Raw genomic sequence first — 6,440 nt, forward strand, 5'->3', positions numbered from 1 at the left:
GAAAGCGGCTGTGGCAAGATCCTCGCTTTTGGGCTTGTGTTTTGTCGAGCCTTTTGGGTTTGCTGTTTGTGCTGCTGTTTCCCCTGCACCTCAACAATGTGCGGTTAGGCAATACGGAAGTGATTGGGCAGATTGATCAGCAGGCGACTCAGGCGCAAAGTGAGCTAAGCACTCGCCTTCAGACCGAAGTGCAGTCGCAGCGACAGCAGATCCAACAGCTTTTAGGCGCGACAGACGAACAGATCCAGCAGCTTGTTAGTGCCGGACGGCTCAGCCAGGAGCAGGCAAACCTGGTCAAGCAGTTCAAAGCAAACCCTGAATCACTGGATACGTTTCTGCAACAGCGCGAAGGGGAACTTAGAAATCAGCTTCAAACTGAGCTTGGCGTTCGCAAAGAGCAACAGCAAAGCACGATCAAGACCGAAGCTCTCAAGTCAGGCTTGCGCGTGGGCATTAGCAGTCTGCTGCTGGCGATCGGCTTTAGTGCAGTAGGCTGGCTGGGGCTCAGAAATCTGGCACAGCGATAGGCGATCGGCAAGGGGCTAATGCCAATTCGGATTCGGAGTTCGCAATTCCTAGCTACAAACCGCCTCACCAGTCTGCGTCTGAGAGCTTCGACTCGGAGTCGTAACGGAGTGAATTGGGCTAACCCCACTACGCTCATTTAAGCCTGCAAACGAAACTGATAAAACTCCTGAGCCTTACTGAATCGAAATATGAAGAACCCAATTGAGCTCCTGCATCGCCCCTAAATCTCCCAATGCTGGGGAACTTTGAGGATTAGTTTGCCCAATGTTGGGGGCTAGGGGGCGAATCATACTCAAATTCAGCAACGCCAAAACTCCTGCTTCCAGGCTTCACAGTTCCGAATTCTCCATTCCGCATTCTGAATTCATGCAGGGCTATGTTCTCGATTTACATTTTGACCTTCAATGAAGAGATTGATATTGCTGCCTGTATTGAGTCAGCCTTGCTTTCAGATGATGTGATCGTGATTGACTCATGCAGCACTGATCGCACGGTTGAAATTGCCAGCCAGTACCCGGTGAGAGTGGTTCAGCATCCGTTTGAAAGCCACGGCAAGCAGCGCACCTGGATGCTGGAATCGGTTCCGCCCAAGTATGAATGGGTCTACATTTTAGAAGCCGATGAGCGGATGACACCCGAACTGTTTCAGGAATGCCTGAGCGCAATTCAAGACGATCGCTTTGTGGGCTACTACGCTGCCGAGCGGGTCATGTTTATGGGGCGCTGGATTCGTCGCAGCACGCAATACCCCCGCTATCAGCTTCGGCTGCTGCGGCACGGCAAAGTCTGGTTCAGCGACTATGGACACACGGAGCGGGAGGTTTACGAGGGGCAAACGGGATTTTTGCAGCAGACTTACCCGCACTACACATGCAGCAAAGGCTTGAGCCGCTGGATCGAAAAACACAATCGCTATTCTACGGATGAGGCGATCGAAACCCTACACCAGCTTGAGCAAGGCAGCGTCAATTGGCGGGATTTATTTTTGGGAAAAACCGAAGTCGATCGGCGGCGTGCCCTCAAGGATCTATCGCTGCGGCTTCCGTTTCGTCCTTTTATTCGATTTCTGTATATGTATTTGCTGCTGGGCGGGTGGCAAGATGGTCGAGCAGGCTTCGCCTGGTGTACGCTTCAGGCATTTTATGAATATCTGATTGTCCTTAAGGTGTGGGAAATTGGGCAGGCATCCACGAACATAGTTCGCTAGCAAAGAATTGCTCAGGCTCTTGCCTGCAGGACTCTCGCCCGCAATACAGCGCACCAGCAAGACAGCACAGATAACGACAGAATTCATCGGTAGCAGCGATAGCACCAGTTCCGATAAAATCAGTTCACGCTGAAATCCTACTTTAGGGATAAGGCAATTCAGGAATAACCGTCACAAGGATGACCATCACAAGGTACCTCGTACAGGAAGCGCCCAGCAGCTATTTTGAGGGCAATCGTTGCAGGTGAGTCCTCAGGCAAGAAAGCAGGTCTATTGATGTGAAGGTGGAGAACATGAGAAATGGAAACAATTCTTCACAAAATTGCGATTAAATTATATTGATAAATATTGACAATGAAGATCGATGCTAGTGGGCTGCATCCTTCCAGGCGCTCGATCAATAAAAATCAATGGACAAGACCTTTACCGGATAGGATTTAGCTAGGTCAGTTGTTGCGATCGATTGCGGTGGTTTACCCCCAAGGTATTGAAAGGAGCGAAAGTTGTCTGTACTCCAACGATTGAAGCAAGACTTCAAAAATGATCTGATTGCTGGCCTGCTAGTGGTCATTCCGCTGGCAACCACAATCTGGTTAACTTACACTATCGCAACCTGGGTCATCGACTTTTTAACCCGAATTCCCAAACAGCTTGACCCGTTTAATGGGCTAAATCCGCTGCTGGGCGATTTGCTGGATTTTGCGATCGGGTTAACCGTGCCGCTGGCATTTATTCTGCTGATTGGCTTAATGGCGCGCAACATTGCCGGACGCTGGCTACTCGATTTTGGCGAACGCCTGCTGCAAGCAATTCCCCTGGCGGGTTCTGTTTACAAAACGCTAAAGCAACTGCTCGAAACCCTACTGCGGGATACTAATAATAAGTTTCGGCGCGTTGTTTTGGTGGAATATCCGCGCAAAGGGATTTGGGCGATCGCCTTTGTTACCGGGGCAATGAGTCCCCAAATTCAAACCCATTTGCCAGAAACGATGCTGAGCGTTTTTATCCCGACGACGCCTAACCCCACCACCGGATGGTATGCGGTTGTGCCGGAGGACGAAGTGGTCAATCTGTCGCTCTCGATCGAGGATGCGTTCAAGATTGTTGTTTCAGGCGGAATTGTGAGTCCTGGGGCAAATAATCTGCCTGCACTGGGCGGCGAAGAGCAGCAGCGATCGGTTCTCGGATCTTCCGCTTTAGAAAAGAAGCTCCAGCCTGTTCCGGCAATTCCAAGCGAGGACGCCTAAAGAATTTTCTGTGCTGGGTGTAGACCCCGCAGCCCCAATTGGGAAAGGAGTCGTTTCGATCGCAAATCTAACTTTTCAGACTTCGGCTAGAAACGGTTGACAGTCCCAGATTGAGACTTAAATCTCGTTACTCTGGCTCGATCGACTTTCAATCAAGGGGCACAGAACGGGTTGCTTATCCGTCGTGATTGCAATACGATCCAGGCATTGTGTGAGGAAGAACTGTCCATGCGGATTCTGCTCGTCTACCCGAAGTTTCCGAAAACCTTCTGGTCTTACGAAAAAATTCTGGAACTGGTGAATCGCAAGGTGCTGCTGCCTCCGCTGGGCTTAGTCACCGTGGCAGCCATTTTGCCCCAAACCTGGGAGTTTAGGCTGGTCGATCGCAATATTCGATCGGTTACTGAAGAAGAGTGGGCATGGGCAGATATCGTCATCTTATCCGCAATGATTGTGCAAAAAGCGGATTTGCTTGACCAGATTCGGGAGGCAAAACGTCGGGGCAAGCGCGTTGCCGTGGGCGGCCCTTTTCCCACTTCTGTGCCTGAAGAACCGCAGGCAGCCGGAGCGGATTATCTGATTCTGGATGAAGGCGAAATTACGCTGCCGCTCTTTATTGAGGCGATCGAGCGAGGCGATCAGCAGGGAGTCTTTCGATCGAATGGCGAAAAGCCGGATGTTACCGGAACCCCCGTCCCCCGCTTCGACCTGCTGGATTTCTCCGCCTACGATTCGATGTCAATCCAGTTTTCGCGGGGCTGCCCCTTTCAGTGCGAATTCTGCGACATTATTGTCCTCTACGGGCGCAAACCTCGCACCAAAAACCCGGAGCAGTTGCTTAAGGAACTGGATTATCTTTATGAGCTGGGCTGGCGACGCAGCGTGTTTATGGTGGACGACAACTTCATCGGCAACAAGCGCAACGTCAAGCTGCTGCTGAAAGAACTCAAGGTCTGGCAAAAAGAACATGGCTATCCCTTCCGCTTTAACACTGAGGCTTCTGTCGATCTAGCGCAAGACGAAGAGCTGATGGATCTGATGGTGGAATGCTTCTTTGATGCGGTCTTTGTGGGCATTGAAACCCCGGACGAGGATAGCCTGTCGCTCACCAAAAAGTTTCAAAATACCCGCGGCTCACTGGCAGAGTCGATCGAAAAAATTACCAGAGCCGGACTGCGCGTGATGGCTGGCTTTATTATCGGTTTCGACGGGGAGGAAAAGGGTGCAGGCGATCGGATTGTGCGATTTGCGGAGCAGACCACGATTCCCACCACGACGTTTGCCATGCTTCAGGCATTACCCAATACCGCGCTGTGGCATCGCCTGGAAAAAGAAGGACGGCTTCGCTCTGGCAAAGATGGCAACATCAACCAGACTACACTGATGAACTTCATCCCCACCCGTCCGCTCGAAGATATTGCGCGAGAATATGTGGATGCCTTCTGGCAGCTCTATGAGCCAAAGACCTATCTCGATCGCGTTTATCGCCATTTCCTGATTCTGGGTGCGCCCAAGTGCAAGGCTCCTGCCAAACTGCCGAGCTGGATTGATCTGCGGGCGTTGGCGATCGTCTGCTGGCGACAGGGCGTGAAGCGATCGACCCGCTGGGCATTTTGGCATCACCTGTTTGGCATTCTGCGGCAGAACCCCGGCGTATTTGAGCATTACCTCGCGGTTTGCGCCCATAATGAGCATTTCCTGGAATACCGCCAGATCGTAAAAGACGAAATCGAGGTACAGCTCCAGGAATTCTTTGCCGACGAAGCCAGGCTTCAAAGCGGCGTGGAGGCAAACGCGGCAAAGGCACTGGCGCAGTCTGCCTAGTCAATGCCCTGTAAAGGCTCGGCATGATTTCCAGGAAAAACAGGAATCAATGTCCTGTTCCTGCCTGCATGGTAAGCTCATCGAAAATACTCAATCGTTCAACTTCCAATCATAGAGGTGTGAAGCCTGATGCGTGTGCTGCTGCTCTATCCCCTGTTTCCCAAGAGTTTCTGGTCTTTTGAGAAGGCATTGGAACTGGTCGATCGCAAAGCACTGCTCCCACCTTTGGGACTGGCAACGGTAGCGGCAATTTTGCCCCAAACCTGGGAATTTAAGCTGGTCGATCGCAATGTTGGCTCGGTCGCTGAAGAAGACTGGGATTGGGCAGATTTAGTCATTCTGTCTGCCATGATTGTGCAGAAGGAAGACTTTTTAGCGCAGATTCAGGAAGCCAAGCGGCGCGGCAAGCGGGTTGCGGTCGGTGGCCCTTATGCGACTGCCCTTCCTCATGAAGCGGAAACGGCTGGAGCGGATTATCTGATTCTGGACGAGGGCGAAATTACGCTGCCGCTCTTTATTGAGGCGATCGAGCGAGGCGATCAGCAGGGAGTCTTTCGATCGAATGGCGAGAAGCCGGATGTCACCGGAACCCCCGTCCCCCGCTTCGACCTGCTGGATTTCTCCGCCTACGATAATATGTCGGTTCAGTTTTCGCGGGGCTGTCCGTTTCAGTGCGAATTCTGCGACATTATTGTCCTCTACGGGCGCAAACCTCGCACCAAAACTCCGGCTCAGCTCATTGCCGAACTAGAATGCCTTTACGAACTGGGCTGGCGACGCACAATCTTCCTGGTAGACGACAACTTCATTGGCAACAAGCGCAACGTCAAGCTGCTGCTGAAGGAACTTAAGCCCTGGATGGCAGAACATGGCTATCCCTTCGCTTTCAATACCGAAGCTTCCGTCGATCTGGCGCAGGATCAGGAACTCATGGATCTGATGGTTGCCTGCAACTTTAATGCTGTCTTTTTGGGCATTGAAACGCCGGACGAAGACAGCCTTGCCCTGACGCAAAAATTCCAGAACACCCGCGACTCGCTTTCTGATGCTGTCGATGCGATTATTCGATCGGGTCTACGGGTGATGGCAGGCTTTATCATCGGCTTTGACGGCGAAAAACCGGGGGCAGGCGATCGAATTGTGCAGTTTGTCGAAAAGACTGCGATTCCCACTGCTTTCTTCAGTATGCTGCAGGCACTTCCCGATACGGCACTCTGGCATCGTCTGGAAAAAGAAGGACGACTAAGAGGCAGCGGCAATATCAATCAGACTACGCTGATGAACTATGTGCCAACCCGCCCACTAGAGCAGATTGCACAGGAATACATCGACGCTTTTTGGCAGCTTTATGACCCATTGGCGTATCTCAACCGCACCTATCGCCATTTTGAAAAGCTGGGCACACCTGAGCATAAGTCACGCTTGCGGAAAGTAAGCTGGGTCAGTATCCGGGCAATGCTGATCGTTTTCTGGCGACAGGGCATCTTGCGAAAAACTCGCTTTCAGTTCTGGATCAATCTGATCAAAATTTGGCAGACCAATCCCCGTGTTTGGGAGCATTATCTGTCAATTTGCGCGATCAACGAACACTTCCTGGAATATCGCCAGATCGTGAAGGATCAGATCGAGGCGCA

5 protein-coding genes are annotated in these 6,440 nt (G+C 51.7%); all 5 read left to right on the top strand.

Annotation, left to right across the window (positions count from 1 at the left end; genetic code table 11):
* Window positions 1–527 (top strand): HpsJ family protein (locus H6F80_RS02565; RefSeq protein ID WP_206755025.1); only part of this gene is annotated, 527 nt, incomplete at its 5' end.
* Window positions 528–904: 377 nt separating this feature from the next.
* Window positions 905–1,735 carry a glycosyltransferase family 2 protein gene (locus H6F80_RS02570; protein ID WP_190790047.1) on the top strand — a complete coding sequence of 277 codons (831 nt, stop codon included), beginning with the start codon at window positions 905–907 and terminating at the stop codon, window positions 1,733–1,735.
* Between the two features lie 503 nt (window positions 1,736–2,238).
* Window positions 2,239–2,982, top strand: coding sequence for a DUF502 domain-containing protein (locus tag H6F80_RS02575; RefSeq protein ID WP_190790048.1), 744 nt, complete (start codon window positions 2,239–2,241; stop codon window positions 2,980–2,982).
* Window positions 2,983–3,210: 228 nt separating this feature from the next.
* Complete coding sequence (locus tag H6F80_RS02580) at window positions 3,211–4,806, top strand: B12-binding domain-containing radical SAM protein (RefSeq protein WP_190790049.1); 1,596 nt, start codon at window positions 3,211–3,213, stop codon at window positions 4,804–4,806.
* A 129-nt stretch (window positions 4,807–4,935) separates the two neighbouring features.
* A partial coding sequence (locus H6F80_RS02585) for a B12-binding domain-containing radical SAM protein (RefSeq protein WP_190790050.1) occupies window positions 4,936–6,440 on the top strand: 1,505 nt, incomplete at its 3' end.

Source organism: Leptolyngbya sp. FACHB-711, assembly GCF_014695615.1.
In the GTDB taxonomy this organism is placed as follows: Bacteria; Cyanobacteriota; Cyanobacteriia; order Elainellales; family Elainellaceae; genus Leptolyngbya_A.